Origin of the sequence: Albimonas donghaensis, assembly GCF_900106695.1 — a bacterium.
Taxonomy (GTDB): domain Bacteria; phylum Pseudomonadota; class Alphaproteobacteria; order Rhodobacterales; family Rhodobacteraceae; genus Albimonas; species Albimonas donghaensis.
In genome coordinates, this window is sequence record NZ_FNMZ01000004.1 from 203,135 (window position 1) to 217,601 (window position 14,467).

Annotated in this window: 12 protein-coding genes; 7 read left to right on the forward strand and 5 right to left on the reverse strand. The window is 70.8% G+C overall.

From position 1 onward, the window contains the following. Positions 1–169 precede the first annotated feature (169 nt). The gene (locus BLV24_RS13045; RefSeq protein WP_092682427.1) at positions 170–913 is read right to left on the reverse strand and encodes a DUF1428 domain-containing protein; all 744 of its coding nucleotides are present in this window, start codon (positions 911–913) and stop codon (positions 170–172) included. Between the two features lie 97 nt (positions 914–1,010). On the opposite strand from BLV24_RS13045, the gene BLV24_RS13050 reads away from it, so the two are divergent. After that, positions 1,011–1,496: a MarR family winged helix-turn-helix transcriptional regulator gene (locus BLV24_RS13050; protein WP_092682429.1), complete on the forward strand. Its 486-nt coding sequence runs from the start codon at positions 1,011–1,013 to the stop codon at positions 1,494–1,496. A gap of 130 nt (positions 1,497–1,626) precedes the next feature. Here the strand turns inward: BLV24_RS13050 and BLV24_RS13055 are convergent, their stop codons facing one another. The 4 genes from BLV24_RS13055 to BLV24_RS21615 all read right to left on the reverse strand — a co-directional run bounded on the left by BLV24_RS13055 (position 1,627) and on the right by BLV24_RS21615 (position 5,891). Beyond that, the gene (locus BLV24_RS13055) at positions 1,627–2,430 is read right to left on the reverse strand and encodes an enoyl-CoA hydratase-related protein (RefSeq protein ID WP_092682431.1); all 804 of its coding nucleotides are present in this window, start codon (positions 2,428–2,430) and stop codon (positions 1,627–1,629) included. Positions 2,431–2,463: 33 nt separating this feature from the next. Next, on the reverse strand, positions 2,464–4,029 hold the full coding sequence (locus tag BLV24_RS13060) for a class I adenylate-forming enzyme family protein (RefSeq protein WP_218133407.1): 1,566 nt from the start codon (positions 4,027–4,029) through the stop codon (positions 2,464–2,466). A 153-nt stretch (positions 4,030–4,182) separates the two neighbouring features. Then, positions 4,183–5,325: an acyl-CoA dehydrogenase family protein gene (locus tag BLV24_RS13065; protein WP_092682433.1), complete on the reverse strand. Its 1,143-nt coding sequence runs from the start codon at positions 5,323–5,325 to the stop codon at positions 4,183–4,185. A 245-nt stretch (positions 5,326–5,570) separates the two neighbouring features. After that, on the reverse strand, positions 5,571–5,891 hold the full coding sequence (locus BLV24_RS21615; protein ID WP_143040311.1) for a hypothetical protein: 321 nt from the start codon (positions 5,889–5,891) through the stop codon (positions 5,571–5,573). Between the two features lie 424 nt (positions 5,892–6,315). Here BLV24_RS21615 and BLV24_RS13070 point away from each other — a divergent pair, with 424 nt between their 5' ends. The 6 genes from BLV24_RS13070 (at position 6,316) to BLV24_RS13095 (ending at position 14,423) form a co-directional block, all read left to right on the forward strand. After that, complete coding sequence (locus tag BLV24_RS13070; RefSeq protein WP_092682435.1) at positions 6,316–7,986, forward strand: long-chain-fatty-acid--CoA ligase; 1,671 nt, start codon at positions 6,316–6,318, stop codon at positions 7,984–7,986. Next, positions 7,983–9,794, forward strand: a complete 1,812-nt coding sequence (locus BLV24_RS13075) for an acyclic terpene utilization AtuA family protein (RefSeq protein WP_092682437.1) — start codon at positions 7,983–7,985, stop codon at positions 9,792–9,794. The genes BLV24_RS13070 and BLV24_RS13075 overlap by 4 nt, the downstream gene beginning before the upstream one ends. Further along, on the forward strand, positions 9,791–10,606 hold the full coding sequence (locus BLV24_RS13080; protein ID WP_092682439.1) for an enoyl-CoA hydratase/isomerase family protein: 816 nt from the start codon (positions 9,791–9,793) through the stop codon (positions 10,604–10,606). The genes BLV24_RS13075 and BLV24_RS13080 overlap by 4 nt, the downstream gene beginning before the upstream one ends. 19 nt (positions 10,607–10,625) lie before the next feature. Further along, positions 10,626–11,774, forward strand: a complete 1,149-nt coding sequence (locus tag BLV24_RS13085; protein WP_092682441.1) for a nitronate monooxygenase — start codon at positions 10,626–10,628, stop codon at positions 11,772–11,774. A gap of 15 nt (positions 11,775–11,789) precedes the next feature. Further along, positions 11,790–12,590, forward strand: coding sequence for a TIGR03084 family metal-binding protein (locus tag BLV24_RS13090; RefSeq protein ID WP_092682443.1), 801 nt, complete (start codon positions 11,790–11,792; stop codon positions 12,588–12,590). Between the two features lie 348 nt (positions 12,591–12,938). Beyond that, positions 12,939–14,423 carry an ABC transporter substrate-binding protein gene (locus tag BLV24_RS13095; RefSeq protein ID WP_092682445.1) on the forward strand — a complete coding sequence of 495 codons (1,485 nt, stop codon included), beginning with the start codon at positions 12,939–12,941 and terminating at the stop codon, positions 14,421–14,423. The last annotated feature ends 44 nt before the right edge of the window (positions 14,424–14,467 follow it).

The window sequence follows — 14,467 nt, forward strand, 5'->3', positions numbered from 1 at the left end:
GAACCCCGCTTGCGCGGATCGCGGGAGAGGGCGGACGCGGCGCAGCGCCGCCGGATCGGCCTGCCGGAACCGGCGGCGTGCCCGACCGGGAGCGGCGGGGTCGGGGTCGGGACTCGCGGACGGCTGCGCCGCCCGCCTCGCCCGCCCGCCGACCCCGATCCTGCGCCCGCTATTCCGCCGCAGACGCGGTTTTCGTCAGCGTGTCGAAGATCGGCGTGAAGCCGCCGAAGACCATGCGGCGGCCGTCGAAGGGCATGGGATCGCCCGGTTTCGGCATCCGCGGATCGGCCATGATCCTGGGCCAGCCCGCGTCATGGGCGGCTTTCGAGGGCCATTCGACGATGGAGAACACGCAGGTTTCGCCCTCCTCCGCCGCGATGGCGCGGAGAAAGTCGGTGACCTCGCCGCGCATCAGGTCATCGCCCCAGCCGTCGGTGCTGCGCAGGGCGCCGGCGTCGCGGAACACGGCGTCGATATTCGCGGCGCTGGCTTCGAAGGCGGCGCGGTCGGCGGTCTTCACCGGGATCAGGCAGCCGTTCACATAGCCGGCGGGGATCGTCTCCGGCATCGGCCCCAGCGGCGCGAAGCCGGAATAGATCATGCGCTTGCCGTCGAAGGGCATGTCCATCATCTCCGCTATGCGCGGGTCGGAATGCATCTTTGCATTGGCGGCGTCGCGGGTGGCGCGGTCGGGATATTCGCACCAGGAGAACACGATCGCCTCCTCCGCCGTCGCCTTCACGGCGCGGCGGAAATCGGTGAGTTCGCCGTCGGGGACGTCATCCTCCCAGGCCTCGACCATGCGGGTCATGCCGAACTCGGCGAAGATCGGGGCGGCCATCCCGGCCAGCGCGAGATAGGCGGCCTTGTTCGCCTTCGGCACCGCCACCACGAAGCCATCGAAATAGGACATCGGATTTCTCCTCCCGTCGCGCCATCCCCCGGACCGCGACTCGCGGCCGCCTTCGCAGGCGCTTGACTGTTTAGGTTGATATCAACATAATCAGCTCATGTCAAAACCCCGCACGCCCCCCGATGCGAGCCGCGCCGCGACCGAGGCCGGACCGGTGCCCTTCGCCACCACGCTGCATGTGCGCGACCATTGCCTGTGCCTGGCCGCCCAGCGCGCGGCGCGGGCGCTGGCGCGGCGCTTCGATGCGGCGTTGAAGCCGGTGGGGCTGACCAGCGGGCAGTTCTCGTTGCTGATGTCGCTGAACCGGCCGGCGCCGCCGAATCTCGGGTCGGTCGCGCGGCTGCTGGCCATGGACCGCACGACGCTGACCGCCAACCTCAAACCCCTGCGGAAGCGGGGATGGGTGGAGAGCCTGCCCGACCCGAAGGACGGACGCGGGCGGCTGCTGAAGCTGACCGGGGCGGGGGCGGAGGCGCTGGCCGCCGCCGTGCCGATCTGGACGGAGGTTCACGGCGCCGTCGACGCGGAACTGGCGGAGGCCGGGCCCGGGGACCTGCGCGGCGGGTTGCGGGCGCTGGCCTGAGGAGGGGACCGTCGGGACGGCGGGTTCGCCCCCGCCCTGCGGGGTGGCGCGGGGGCGCGAGGCCCCCGGCCCGGTGTGGATCAAGCGCGGTGCGAGTCGGGCTCGCGCCCGCCCCCGAGCGCCGCCAGCCTCAGCGGCCCTTGTAGACCGCGGGGCGCTTTTCGAGGAAGGAGCGCGGCCCCTCCTTCGCATCCTCCGAGGCGAAGACCGGGGCGGCGAACTTGCGCTCCATGTCCATCGCCTCCGCCTCCGGCCGGCCGAGACAGGCGCGGGCCGACTGCCGGATCGCCTTCACCGCCAGCGGGCCGTTGCGGGCGATCTTGCCGGCGAGCTCATAGGCCTCGTCCAGCACCTTGTCCCGGGGCACGACGCGGTTGAGGAAACCCATCTCATAGGCCTGTTCGGCGGTGACCAGATCGCCGGTCAGCAGCAGTTCCATGGCCCGCGCGTAGGGCAGCTGCCGCGGCAGGCGCACGGTGGAGCCGCCGGCGGGGAAGATCGCCCATTTGACCTCCTGCACGCCGAATTTCGCGGTGTCGGCGGCGATGCGCAGGTCGGTGCCCTGCACCAGCTCCATCCCCCCCGCGATGGCATGGCCGTTGATCGCCGCGATCACCGGCTTTTCCACGTCGAAGTTCCGCAGCAGGCCCTTGTCGCCGAGATTGGGCTCGGAGATGTAGCGGCGGTCGAAGTCGTCCGCGGGCTCCTTCGACTTGGAGATCAGCGGGATCAGCTTGCCCAGATCCGCGCCCGCGCAGAACACGTCGCCCTCGCCATGCACGATCACCACCCGCACGTCGTCGTCGTCGCGCGCCGCCACGAAGGCGTCGGCGAGCCCGCAGAGCAGTTCGGGGTCGAGCGCGTTCTTCACCTCGGGACGGTTCAGGGTCAGGCGCAGGATGTGGTCGGCCTTCTCGATCAGAAGCTTGGGCATGGGGTCTCCCTCGGGTTCCTGGACGGTGGGGTCTCAGGCGGTTGCGGTTTCGGGTTCGGCGGCGAGCCGGGCTTCCAGCTCGTGCCGCTTGATCTTGCCGGTGGCGGAGCGGGGCAGCTCGGCCTCCGCCACGAAGCGCACCGCGCGGGGCGCCTTGTAGCGGGCGATGGCGGCGCGGCAGAGCTCGATGACCGCGGCCTCGGTCAGGGCGGGGTCGCGGGCGGCGACGAAGGCCACCGGGACCTCGCCCCATTTCGGGTCCGGGCGGCGGACGACGGCGGCGTCGATGATGCGGGGGTCGGCCAGCAGGACGCGCTCGATCTCGGCGGGGTAGATGTTCTCTCCGCCCGACTTGATGAGGTATTTGCGGCGGTCGACGAAGCTGAGCGTGCCGTCGGGGTTGCGCGTGAACACGTCGCCCATGCGGAACCAGCCATCCCGAAAATCCCTGGCGTTGACCTCCGGCGCCCCCCAGTAGCCGGAGAAGAGACCGGGGCCGCGCACCGCCGCCTCTCCCGGCTCGCCCGGGGGGACGTCGTTTCCGTCCTCGTCCAGCAGGCGCAGGCGCGACCAGGAGGATTGCCGCTTGTCCAGCGTGGTCGGCGCGACCCCGATCCCGATGCGCCCGCGCGAGGCGGGGGCGGAGCCGGTCTCGGTCGAGCCGAAGGTGTTCAGATAGGGGGCGTTGAGCCGTGAGGTGACGGCGACGAGCTGGTCATGGGGCACCAGGTCCGCCATGACGCCGGCATAGCGCACGCCCACCGGGTCGCCCCCGTTGCGGTCGAGCGCATCGAGGAAAGGCGTGATCATGCCGGGCATCAGGGTCAGGCGGCCGAGCTTTTCGCGGGTGACGATGGCGGCGAGCCGGTCCGGGTCGAAGCCGTCGGTGACGAAGATGCGGCCGCCCTGCATCAGGGTTCCGAAGACCGAGTCCGTGGACACCATGTGGAACATCGGCGCCCAGGCCACGAAGCCCTCGTCGGGTTCCACATGCAGGTCGGTGGCGCCGCACATGGCCCGCGCGATCTCGGCGCGGTGGGAGATCAGGGCGCCCTTGGGCAGGCCCGTGGTGCCGGAGGTGTAGAGGATCACCAGCCCGGACTCGGGGTCGAGATCCGGCGGGGCGGGCGCCTCGGGCGCGGCGGAGAGCGCGGCCTCGTAAGGCGCGCCGAAGGTCAGCGGCGCGGAGGCCAGGCGGGCGGCGAGCTCCGCGTAGCGCGGCGAGGCCAGCGTGGCGCGAGGAGCGACGAGGCCGAGGCAATGGGCCAGCTCCGCCTCCGCCAGCCGCCAGTTCTGGCAGCACAGGATGAAGCCGCCGCGGGCGCAGGCCATCAGCGCCTCGACATATTCCGCGCGGTTCTCGGACAGGATCGCCACCCGGTCGCCGGGCGCGAGCCCCCGCCCCGCCAGATGCCCGTGCAGGGCCGTCGCCCGCGCGGCGAGCGCGCCATAGGTCAGCACGGCGTCGCCGAGGTCGAGCGCCACGGCGTCGGGGGCCTCGGAGGCGCGCTCGAAGAACATCTCCCAGACGGTGACGGCGCCCGTGCGACGGGCCGTGGCGGGGTCGATGCCGTCGCGGGCCGGGAGGATCGGGGTCATCGAGCGGTCTCCTTGAAGGACCGGCGCTTGCGGTCGCGGACATCGTGGGTCTTGGCCTCGGGGGCCTCTCCGGGGGCGAAGATCGCCGCGGGACGGCCGCCCGCGGCGGGGCGCGCGCCCGACGCCGCCCTCGTCGCGTCGCCGCGCGTCATGTCAAAGCCCCATCTGGCGCACGGCGAGGTCGCGCATGATCTCCTCCGACCCGCCGCCGATGGCCTGGATCTTCACCTCGCGCCACACGCGCTCGATCAGGTTGCCGCGCATGTAGCCGGCGCCGCCCATGATCTGCATGCCTTCCGAGGCGACGTATTCCAGCGACTTGGTGGCGTGGAACTTGGCCTTGGCGAGCCCCGCCACCGGGATCTCGCCCTCGTTGATCTCCCAGCACAGCCGGTCCACCCAGCTTTCCAGCGCGTCGACGCGGGCCGACATCTCCGCGATCTTGTGGCGGATCACCTGGTGCTTGATGAGCGGCTTGCCGAAGGTCTGACGCTCCTGCGCCCAGTCGATGGACTGGTCGAGCACCCCCTTCATCATGCCCAGCGACTGGGCGATCAGGGTCAGCCGCTCCAGGTTGAAGTTGGACATGATGGAGGCGAAGCCGCGGTTCTCCTCCCCCAGCATGGCGGAGGCGGGGACGCGGGCCTCGTCGAAGCTCAGCAGGGCCTGTTCGGCGCACCACCAGCCCTGTTTGCGGTCCATGGCGATGCGCGAGAAGCCCGGCGCGTCGGAGGGGACGAGGAACAGCGAAACGCCCTCGATCCCCGGGCCGCCGGTGCGGGCGGCGACGACGAAATGGTCCGCCTTCATGCCGCCGGTGATATAGGCCTTCTGCCCCGAGATGACCCAGTGGTTGCCGTCGCGCACGGCCCTGGTGCGCAGCCCCGCCACGTCGGAGCCGCCCGAGGGCTCGGTGATGGCGAGGCTGGACCCGGTGCGGCCGGCGATCACGTCGGGGAGGATGCGGGCCTTGGTCTCCTCGTCCGCCAGCTTGACGATGGGGTCGAGCGAGATGCCCCGCCCGCCCACCGCGGCCATGACGCCCGAGGAGCAGCGCCGCGCCACCTCCTCCGCCCAGGCGGCGCGCATGAAGGCGTCGTCAAAGCCCAGCCCGCCCCATTTCTCGTCGATGCCGAAGCCGAAGACGCCCAGCGCGGCGACCTTCTGGTGCAGCTCCCACGGGACCGCGCCGGCCTCGTCCCAGTCGTTGATATGGGGAACGAGCTCGGTCCTGGCGAAGCGGATGACCTGGTCGCGGAAGGCCTGGCGTTCCTCGGTCTGGAAAGGGCGGGGCATGGGGTCTCCTGCGGATTGCGGCGGCAGGATGATGCGCGGCGCGGGCGCGGCGGCGCTTGCGTGGAGAGGGGGGCGTCGGGCGGCGCAAGCGCACCGGTCAGGCGAGAACGGCCTCACTGACAGGTCGGCGCATCAGCCGCGCCGCTGCTATAGCGACGCCGCGTATTGCTTTCCCGAGTGCTGCCCGTTCGCGCGGGAAACAAGGGCGCCATCTCGGAATTGGCGATCGCTCGGCGCCCGAACGATCATTCGTTCTTCACAAGACGAAGGTCGGGAATTGCGGCTCCCGGCTCCGGTTGGGAAGGAGTGGGGGCGCTTAATGCGATCGCCATACCCCTCAATGCGCTGGAAATTTCCGGGAACCGCCCAGCTTCATCCGTCGGCAATGACGCGAACCGGCTCGCTTCCGCTTCGAGTTGAATACTCATCGACTCTCTAAAGGCATCACCTTCAGGCGTCTGTGAAAGCCATTTAACCAGCTCTATCAGCACCGAATCCTGGACCATAAGACTAGCTTCGATCGCCGCCAGCCGCGCGTCGATTTCAACATTTTTCCGATCAGCCATCACATATCTCCCATCGCAAATCTGGGCCCCAAGGGACCCTGATCGTGCTTTTACATTCTGCTACAGACCAATCTTTAGTCAATTCGGCACTCTCCCCCCAAAATGGATGCGCTGCGCAAGCCGATTTTATTTCGAATTTCAGACGCCAAGCGAAAAAGCGCTCCCGCCCCGGCGAAGCTGGCGGCGAACGAATTGTCACGGATCGCATCTTCCCGGGACCAACCGAAAGTTCGGAACCCGTCATCTCCGCCAGCGTAGCCCAAGTCTGGCGATGCAGGGCCACGCCGCCCCCTCCCCCCGCCCCCCTCCCCCCGTTTACGCAAGCGGCCCGTCCCGCCGCCCCGCTACGATTCCTCCCGAAGGCGTCGGCGCTGGAAAAGCCCGGAAAGCGGCTCGGCGGCGCCCGGGATGGGAGGATCACGACATGCTCGGCATGATGATGGACGCGCCCCTGCTGCTCTCGGGCCTCATCGACTACGCCGCCGACAGCCACGCGAAGCGCGAGGTCGTCAGCCGCGAGCTCGACGGCCATGTCGCCCGCGAGACCTATGCCGAGGCCCGCGACCGCGCCCGCAAGCTGGCGCAGGGGCTGGAGGCGCTGGGCCTGCAGGAGGGCGAGCGGCTGGGCGTGCTGGCCTGGAACACCCGCGCCTATTTCGAGATGTTCTACGGCGTGCCCGGCATGGGCGCGGTGCTGCACACCATCAACCCGCGGCTCTACGAGGACCAGCTCGTCTACATCATCAACCACGCCGAGGACGCGTGGTTCGCCTTCGACGCCGGCTGCATCGACCTGGTGCGCGCCGTGGCCCCGCAGCTGACCACCGTGCGCGGCTGGATCTTCATGGGACCGCGGGAGGCGCTGCCCGACGACCTGAACCTCGCCCGCGTCGAGTTCTACGAGGAGATCCTCGCCGCCCAGCCCGGCGGCGGCGAATGGCCGGAGTTCGACGAGAACCGGGCGGCGATGATCTGCTACACCTCGGGCACCACGGGGAACCCGAAGGGGGTGGTCTATTCGCATCGCTCCATCGTGCTGTCGGTGGTGTTCATGATGCTCGGCGACACGATTTCGGGCTTCCGCTCCGGCGTGACCGAGACCTTCATGCCCTTCGCCCCGTTGTTCCATGGCGGCGGCTGGTTCGGCCCGTATTCGGCCCCGCTGATGGGCGCGAACCTGGTGCTGCCGGGGCGGGATTTCACCGCCACCGCGCTCTATGACCTGCTGGAGGACGAGGGCGTGACCCTGTGCTTCGGCGTGCCGACCATCTGGATGATCGTGGTCAACTGGATGAAGGACCACGGAAAAACCTTCTCCACCCTGCGCGCCACGGTGATGTCGGGCGCGAAGCCGCCGCGCGCGCTTCAGGCGGCGTTGTTCGATCTGGGCGTGGAACCCATGCAGGGCTGGGGGATGACCGAGACGCTGGGCTCGTCGCGCATGGCGCTGATCGGGGGAATGGCGGACCTGTCGCGCGAAGAGAAACTCGACCGCTACCAGTTCGGCGGGCGGCGGACCTTCGCGACGAAATACCGGCTGGAGGACGATGACGGGAACCCGGTGCCCTTCGACGGCGTGTCGCGCGGGCATCTGCTGGTGCGCGGGCCGGTGGTGGCGGGCGGCTACCTCAAGCTGGGCGAGGATCCCGAGGGCAGGCGGCCGGGCGAAATGAAGGACTGGCTGCACACCGGCGACATCGCCATCCTGCACCCCGACGGGCAGATCGAGATCGCCGACCGCTCCAAGGACGTCATCAAGTCGGGGGGCGAGTGGATCAGCTCGGTCGAGCTGGAGAACGCCGCCATGGGCCATCCGGAGATCGCAGAGGCCGCGGTCATCGCCATCGCGCATCCCAAATGGCAGGAGCGTCCGCTGCTGGTCTGCGCGCGGCGCGCCGGCGCGACCGTGACCGGGGCGGAGGTCATCGAATTCCTGCGCGGCCAGGTCGCCGACTGGTGGCTGCCCGACGCGGTGGAGTTCCTGGACGAGCTGCCCCGCACCGGCACCGGCAAGATCTGGAAACTGAAGATCCGCGACGCGTTCGAGGGCTATGAGCTGCCGCTGACCGCCGCCGGCGGGACGGCCCCGGCATGAGCGCCCCCGCCACGCCGCTGCGCATCGGCGGCGCCACCGGCTACTGGGGCGACAGCGGCATGGCCACGCCGCAATTCCTGAAGGCCGGGGCGGTGGACGCCATCGTCTTCGACTATCTCGCCGAGATCACGCTTTCGATCATGGCCCGCGCCCGCGCCACCGACCCCGCGATGGGCTATGCGCGGGACTTCGTGACCGCGGTGCTGAAGCCCAACCTGGCCGAGATCGCGCGGCAGGGGGTCAGGATCGTCTCCAACGCCGGGGGCATGAACCCCGAGGCCTGCGCCGACGCCGTGCGCGACCTGATCGCGAAGGAAGGACTGGGGCTGAAGGTGGCCGTGGTCTCCGGCGACGACCTGGTGGCGAAGGCGGACACGCTGGAGGCGCATGAGATGTTCTCGGGCGCGCCCTTCCCGGACCCCGCGAAGATCGCCTCGATCAACGCCTATCTCGGGGCCGCGCCCATCGCCGCGGCGCTGCGGGCGGGGGCGGATTTCGTGATCACGGGGCGGGTCGCCGACAGCGCCGTGACGCTGGGCCTGTGCATGGCGCATTTCGGCTGGGGGGCGGAGGACTGGGACCGGCTGTCGGCCGGCACGCTCGCGGGCCATATCCTCGAATGCGGGGCGCAGGCGACCGGGGGGAACTTCACCGACTGGGAGGAGATCGCGGGGACCATGGCCGACATCGGCTATCCCGTCGCCGAAATCGCCCCCGACGGAACCTTCGACGTGACCAAGCCGGAGGGGACGGGGGGCCGCGTCTCGGTCGGGACGGTGGCCGAGCAGATGCTCTACGAGATCGGGGACCCGCAGGCCTACCTGGTCCCTGACGTGGCCTGCGATTTCTCCGCCGTGCGGCTGGAGGAGATCGCCCCGGACCGGGTCCGGGTGACCGGGGCGAAGGGCCTGCCGGGGCCGGCGACGCTGAAGGTCTCCTGCACCTGGATGGACGGGTTTCGCGGCGGAATGCTGTGGACCTTCGCGGGGCCGGGATCGGACCGCAAGGCGCGGGCCTTCGGGGCGGCGGCGCTGACCCGGGCGCAGGGCGCGCTGCGGGCCTCCAATCTCGGGGATTTCTCGGAAACCTCGATCGAGGTCATCGGCGCCGACAGCCAGTATGGCGATTTCGGCCAGGCCGGGGCGCCGCGGGAAGTGGTGCTGAAGCTGGCCGCGCGGCATCCGGACAAGGCCGGGATCGGGCTGCTGATCAAGGAGGTGACGGGCCTGGGGCTCGCCGGGCCTCCGGGCCTGTCGGGCTTCGCGGGGGGGCGGCCGAAGCCGTCGCCGGTGCTGCGGCTGTTCTCCTTCGTGATCCCGCGCGAGGCGGTCCCGGCCGAGGTGCTGCTGGAGGGCGCGCCCGTCCCCCTGCCCGCCCCGCCCGAGACGGTCTTCGCCGCCGCCGACATCGTCCGCCCCCCGGCGCCCCCGGCCCCGACCGAGCCCGCCGACGCCGCCGTGCCGCTGATGGCGCTGGCCTGGGGGCGGTCGGGGGACAAGGGCGACAAGGCCAATATCGGGATCATCGCCCGGCGCCCCGAATACCTGCCCTGGCTCTGGGCCGCCCTGACGCCCGAGGTCGTGGCCGCCCGCTTCGCCCATTTCGTGACGGGCGGGGTCGACCGCTTCCTGCTGCCCGGCCCACCCGCCATCAACTTCCTGCTGCACGAGGCGCTGGGCGGCGGCGGCGTGGCGAGCCTGCGCAACGACCCGCAGGCCAAGGCCTGGGCGCAGCTTCTGCTCGACATGCCGATCCCCGTGCCCCGCGCGCTCGCCGACAGCCTCACCGGAACCGGACCCGCTTCATGACCACGCTGCCCAAGACCGAGACCCTTCGCCTGACGCTTGACGAGGGATGGCTGACCATCCTTCTCGACCGGCCCGAGAGCCGCAACGCACTTTCCAACCAGATGGCCGACGAGATCACCGCCACCTTCCACGCCATCGCCGACGACCGGACCGTGCGCGGCGTGACCCTGCGCGGCGCCAACGGAACCTTCTGCTCGGGCGGGGACCTCAAGGGGTTCAAGTCGGACCTGCAGGGCGGCGACGGCGGCGTGGCGGCGGCGGCCGCGGCCAACGCCAAGGGCGGGGAGCTTTACGACCTGATCAACGAGGCCCCCCAGCCGGTGATCGCGCTGGTCGAGGGCGCGGCCATGGCCGGGGGGCTCGGCATGGTGTGCTGCGCCGACCTGGTGGCGGTGACGGCGGACAGCAAATACGCGCTGACCGAGACGCGGCTCGGCTTCCCCCCCGCCCAGATCGCCCATTTCGTGGTGGAGCGCGTCGGGCTCGCCGCCGCCCGCCGCCTGACCCTGACCGCCGCCCGCTTCGACGGGCGGGAGGCCGGGCGCATCGGGGTGGCCGACGCGGTGGTGGCGGACGCCGCGGGGCTGGAGGCGCAGGAGGCCGCGTGGCGGGCCGACATCCTCTCCGCCGCGCCCAACGCCAACGCCTGGACCAAGCGGCTGCTGTTCTCCTCGCGCCGGCTGTCGCGCGCCGACCAGCGCGCGCTCGCCGGCCAGGGGTTCGGCGAATGCCTGATGGGCCCCGAAGGGCGCGAGGGCGTCGCCTCCTTCATCGAGAAACGCCGCCCCTCCTGGGCGCCGGCGAAACGCTGAGATCCGAAAGGCTCCCCCCATGAAAAACGTGCTGTGCGAGACGCTGGGCGTCGAATTCCCGCTTTTCGCCTTTTCCCATTGCCGGGACGTGGTGGCCGAGGTCACGCGGGCCGGCGGCATGGGCGTGCTGGGCATCGTGTCGATGTCGCCCGAGCAGCTGGAGGCCGAGCTGAGCTGGATCGACGAACGGGTCGACGGCAAGCCCTACGGCGTCGACCTGATCGTGCCCTCCAAGTTCATCGGCAAATCCGAGGGCGACGGCCGCGCGCCCGACCCCGCGCAGGTGCTGGCCGGCCTGCCGGAGGAGCACCGCGCCTTCGCGGCCGAGCTTCTGAAGGCCTCGGGCCTCGACCCCGACATCCCCGACGCCGACCGGATCGCGCGCATGCGCTCGGGCGCCAACATGACCGCGGAGGGCGCGCATGCGATGATGGACGTGGCCTTCTCCCACCCCATCAAGCTGATCGCCAACGCGCTGGGCGTGCCGCCGAAGGAGATGCTGGACCGCGGCAAGGCCGAGGGCGTGCCGGTGGCGGCGCTGGTCGGCACGAAGGAGCACGCGATCCGCCAGGCCTCCGCCGGGGTCGACGTGATCGTGGCGGCGGGGGGCGAGGCCGGCGGGCATTGCGGGTCGATCTCCACCATGGTCCTCGTGCCCGAAGTGGTCGAGGCGATGAAGGATTTCGGCAACCGCCCGGTGCTGGCGGCGGGCGGGATCGTCACGGGGCGGCAGATGGCGGCCTCGATGGCCATGGGGGCCGCGGGGGCGTGGTGCGGCTCGGTCTGGCTGACCACGGCGGAGGCCGAGACCAACGCCGCGGTCAAGGCCAAGATGCTGACCGCCAGCTCCTCCGACACGGTGCGCAGCCGGGCGCGGACCGGCAAGCATTCGCGCCAGCTCCGCTCGCCCTGGACCGACGCGTGGGAGCGCGAGGGCGCCCCCGACCCGCTGGGCATGCCCCTGCAATCCCTGATATCCGAACCGGCGCTGGCGCGGATCAACAAGATGGCCGATGCCGGGCACGAGGGCGCGCAGGCGCTGGCCACCTACTGGGTGGGCCAGGGCGTGGGCCTGATGAACGAGGCCATGACCTGCCGACAGGTGGTCGAGGGCTTCATGGAGGATTTCGCCGGCGCGCATGAGACGCTCGCCGCGTGTTTCGATTAAGGGAGAGGACCCCGCATGGAACAGGCCGAGGATTTCCGGGCCGAGAGCCGGGCGCTGCATGCGCTGATCGCCCCGCTGGACGGCGCGGCGATGGCGCAGCCCACCGCCTTCAAGGGCTGGACCATCGACGCGGTGATCCAGCATCTGCATTTCTTCAACCAGGCCGTGATCCTGTCGATCCGCGACCCGGAGGGGATGGCGACCTTCCTCGCCCCCCTGCGCGCGGCGATGGCGGGCGGGCGGACCATGGTGGACTACACCAACGAGGCGCTGGACGGGCTGACCGGCCCCGCGCTGGTCGCGACCTGGGCCGAGACCTGCGAGGCCACCGCCGACGCCTTCCTGGGCGTCGATCCCAAGGCGCGGCTGAAATGGGCGGGGCCGGACATGTCGGCGCGGTCCTCCATCACCGCGCGGCTGATGGAGACCTGGGCCCATGGGCAGGAGATCTACGACCAGCTGGGCGTGGTGCGCGAGGACGCGGACCGGATCAGGAACATCGCCGTGCTGGGGGTGAACACCTACGGCTGGACCTTCGCCAACCGCGAGGAGACCCCGCCGGAGCCCAAGCCCTTCGTGCGGCTCGACGCGCCCTCCGGCGCGGTGTGGGAGTTCGGGGAGCCGTCGGAGAGCGAGCGGGTCGAGGGTTCGGCCACCGAGTTCTGCCAGGTCGTCGCCCAGACCCGGAACATCGCCGACACCTCGCTGAAGACCACCGGGCCGAACGCGACGCGCTGGATGGCGATCGCGCAATGCTTCGCCGGCAAGCCCGAAACGCCCCCGGCGCCGGGCGTGCGGGGCATCCGCAAGGGCTGAGGGGGCTGGGGCGGTGGCGGTGGTGGGGGGCGGGGGATGGCGGTCGAAGCCCCCCGCCCTGCCCGGCGGTCGTGGCGGGATGGCGCCCCGTCGCGGGGGCCCGCGCAGGGTTTCGGGGGCGAGCCCCCGGCGATTCGCGTCGCCGCGCGCGTTCATTCGCCTGCAAACAAGGACATGGCGGACCCTGATGTCAGGGGCACGCGCCGCCGGCCGGCTTCCCGGCCCCATCGCGCGCAAAAAGCGCCCCGCGCCGGCCCGCCCGCGACAACGCGCCTTGCCCGGCCGTCGTCAGGGCGTCATTCAGAAATCCTAACGTCCCGCGCGCTTCAACAGACCACGGAGACCGTCATGCGCCTGCAACCGCTCCTCCTCGCCGCCGGCCTCGCGGCCGCCGCGGCGCTCGCCGCCCAGCCGGGTCTCGCGCAGGATCGCGTGTCCATCGGGCTCCAGCAGGAGCCGACGGTGCTCGACCCCACGGCGGATGCGACGGCCTCCATCGACTCGATGCTGGCCCACAACGTCTACCAGAGCCTGGTGCAGGTGAACGAGAAGGGGGAGATCGTCCCCGACCTCGCCGCGTCCTGGGAGGTGTCGGAGGACGGGCTGGTCTACACGTTCGCGCTGGTCGAGGGCGCGACCTTCCATGACGGGGCCGAGTTCGGTTCCTCGGACGTGAAGTTCACCTTCGACCGCGCGATGGCCGAGGACTCGACCAACCCCAGCAAGAGCATCTTCAAGCCCATCGCCTCGGTGGAGACGCCCGACGCCTCGACCGTCGTGATCACGCTGAGCCAGCCCGACGCCTTCTTCCTGTTCGGGCTGGGGGAGGGCGACGCGTCCATCGTCGATCCGGCCTCGGCCGAGACCAACGCGACCAACCCGGTGGGCACCGGCCCCTACCGCTTCGCCGGCTGGACCCGCGGCGACCGCATGACGCTGGAGGCGGTGGAGGGCCATCGCGAGGCGTCCCCGGACATGATCCGGACCGTGGTCTACCGCTTCATCCCCGACGCGCCGGCGGCGGTGGCGGCCCTGCTGGCCGAGGAGATCGACGCCTTCCCCGGCATGCCCGCGCCCGAGACGCTGGCCCAGTTCGAGGCCGATCCCCGCTTCACCGTCGCGGTGGGCTCGACCGAAGGCGAGGTGATCCTGGCGCTGAACAATTCGCGCCCGCCCTTCGACGACCTCAAGGTGCGGCAGGCGGTGGCCCATGCCATCGACCGGCAGGCGATCATCGACGGCGCCTATTACGGCTACGGCACGCCCATCGGGTCGTTCTTCCCCCCGCATAACGCGGCCTACGTGGACCTGACGGGGATGTATCCGCATGACCCCGAGAAGGCCCGCGCCCTGCTGGCCGAAGCCGGGAAGGAGGGGGTGGAGATCACGCTCCGCCTGCCGCATTTCGCCTATGCCAAGCGGTCGGGCGAGATCCTGCAGGGCCAGCTTCAGGCGGCGGGGTTCGAGGCGAAGATCGAGAACGTGGAATGGGGCTTCTGGATCGGCGAGGTCTACAAGCAGAAGAACTACGACGCGACGGTGATCGCCCATACCTCGCCCAACGACCTGGGCAACTTCGCGCGCGGGCCGGAATATTTCTACGGCTATGACGATCCCGCCTACACCGAGCTGTGGGCGAAGATCCGCGCCGCGTCGGACCCCGAGACGCTGGCCGAGCTTCAGGGCGAGGCGCAGCGCCATCTGGCCGAGAACGCGGTGCATGGCTTCCTGTTCCAGCTGCCCAAGCTGGGGGTCTACAAGGCGGGGCTCTCGGGCTACTGGGCCTCGTCCCCGGTGCTCTACGCGCCGCTGAAGGACCTGCGCTGGAACTGAGACCCGGCCCGTCCGGCTTGCGCGGCGCCTCCGGAAAGGGGGCG

Bases quoted from the DNA above. Each gene is read 5' to 3' on its own strand.
- BLV24_RS13045 (WP_092682427.1), bottom strand. From the start codon at position 913: ATGTCCTATTTCGATGGCTTCGTGGTGGCGGTGCCGAAGGCGAACAAG.
- BLV24_RS13050 (WP_092682429.1), top strand. From the start codon at position 1,011: ATGTCAAAACCCCGCACGCCCCCCGATGCGAGCCGCGCCGCGACCGAG.
- BLV24_RS13055 (WP_092682431.1), bottom strand. From the start codon at position 2,430: ATGCCCAAGCTTCTGATCGAGAAGGCCGACCACATCCTGCGCCTGACC.
- BLV24_RS13060 (WP_218133407.1), bottom strand. From the start codon at position 4,029: ATGACCCCGATCCTCCCGGCCCGCGACGGCATCGACCCCGCCACGGCC.
- BLV24_RS13065 (WP_092682433.1), bottom strand. From the start codon at position 5,325: ATGCCCCGCCCTTTCCAGACCGAGGAACGCCAGGCCTTCCGCGACCAG.
- BLV24_RS21615 (WP_143040311.1), bottom strand. From the start codon at position 5,891: ATGGCTGATCGGAAAAATGTTGAAATCGACGCGCGGCTGGCGGCGATC.
- BLV24_RS13070 (WP_092682435.1), top strand. From the start codon at position 6,316: ATGCTCGGCATGATGATGGACGCGCCCCTGCTGCTCTCGGGCCTCATC.
- BLV24_RS13075 (WP_092682437.1), top strand. From the start codon at position 7,983: ATGAGCGCCCCCGCCACGCCGCTGCGCATCGGCGGCGCCACCGGCTAC.
- BLV24_RS13080 (WP_092682439.1), top strand. From the start codon at position 9,791: ATGACCACGCTGCCCAAGACCGAGACCCTTCGCCTGACGCTTGACGAG.
- BLV24_RS13085 (WP_092682441.1), top strand. From the start codon at position 10,626: ATGAAAAACGTGCTGTGCGAGACGCTGGGCGTCGAATTCCCGCTTTTC.
- BLV24_RS13090 (WP_092682443.1), top strand. From the start codon at position 11,790: ATGGAACAGGCCGAGGATTTCCGGGCCGAGAGCCGGGCGCTGCATGCG.
- BLV24_RS13095 (WP_092682445.1), top strand. From the start codon at position 12,939: ATGCGCCTGCAACCGCTCCTCCTCGCCGCCGGCCTCGCGGCCGCCGCG.